The organism is Brevibacillus porteri, from assembly GCF_003013475.1.
GTDB lineage: Bacteria > Bacillota > Bacilli > Brevibacillales > Brevibacillaceae > Brevibacillus > Brevibacillus porteri.
The window spans coordinates 1-1136 of sequence record NZ_PXZO01000014.1 but is presented as its reverse complement, the minus strand read 5'-3'; the positions used below and the strand labels follow the sequence as shown (position 1 = coordinate 1136).

The 1136-nt window shown below is 44.1% G+C and carries 2 protein-coding genes; both read right to left on the bottom strand.

Translation table 11 applies throughout. The annotated features are described in order from the left end of the window. Window positions 1-109: 109 nt before the first annotated feature. Window positions 110-763, bottom strand: a complete 654-nt coding sequence (locus tag C7R92_RS09210; RefSeq protein ID WP_158265734.1) for an IS3 family transposase — start codon at window positions 761-763, stop codon at window positions 110-112. After that, window positions 730-1059, bottom strand: coding sequence for a helix-turn-helix domain-containing protein (locus tag C7R92_RS09205; protein ID WP_106834025.1), 330 nt, complete (start codon window positions 1057-1059; stop codon window positions 730-732). Before C7R92_RS09205 ends, C7R92_RS09210 begins: the two co-directional genes overlap by 34 nt. Between the last annotated feature and the right edge of the window lie 77 nt (window positions 1060-1136).

Sequence of the window (1136 nt, the reverse complement as noted above, 5' to 3'; positions counted from 1 at the left end):
TCTTTCATAAGCTTTCTGATTTGTTCTTTGGATAGTAGGCTCATCTAAATGTTCCTCCTCGTCCTGATAGATTCAGGATATATGTTTTGAGGAGTTTACACAAAAGATTTTACAGTCTCGCGCCAACCTTTGGCAGCATGTCGTGGTAAGCATGGGACGTGTACTGGTATCCTTGATCGCTGTGAACGATCAATCCAGCCACGTCTTTTTGCGTTTCAAATGCTTTCGTAAAGGTTTCTAACACAAGTGAATTATCGTTACGGTGGCTTAGATGATAAGCGACAATCTCATTGTTCCATAGATCTTTAATGGCAGATAAGTAAATCCGACGGTCAAACACCCGGAATTGTGTGACATCTGTTACCCACTTTTGATTAGGCCCTTCCGCAGTGAAATTCTGTTGCAGCAAATTTTCCGCGATTCTGCCATCCGACACAGCCGCTTCATAACTGGTACGGTGGATGTATTTACGACGAATGATTGCCTGCATACCTAACTCCTGCATGAGACGTAGTACTTTCTTGTGATTTACTTTCAGGTTATATTGACGGTACAACTCGTCCTGGACACGACGATAGCCAACTGTCTTGTCCCGTTCTTCATAAATGCTTCTGATTTTGTGTTTGAGATGTTCGTCGCGATCATTGCCCTTGCGTTTCACATATGCATAGTAACCGCTTCGGCTTATCTCTAAATAAGCGCATAGTTCTTGAACGCTTCGTTTGTCCCTTAGCTCGTCAACGACGATGTGCTTGTTTTGCAACCCTCCCGATTCAAGATTTGTAACCACTTTTTTAAAACATCTACCTCCATTTGTAGACGCCGAATCTCCCGGTCCTGCTCCGTTTCAACCCGATGAGGATTTCCACGCCCGTCCTTGAATGATACCTCTCCACTTTCGCGATACTTTCTCATCCAAGTTCTGACGCGATATTTATCCTGGACCCCTAGGTGTTCGGCAATCTTTCTGTAGCTCCATCCCTCTTCCACGTGCAAGCGAACTGCTTCTACTTTGAGTGATTCTGGATAATGTTTAAATTTCTGTCCTTTCACTGCCATGACGAAAAGCACCCCCTAGAATTACATCGGATTTCCCTAGGGGTTTTTCCAATGTCTATTCTAAGGGGTGCACTTCA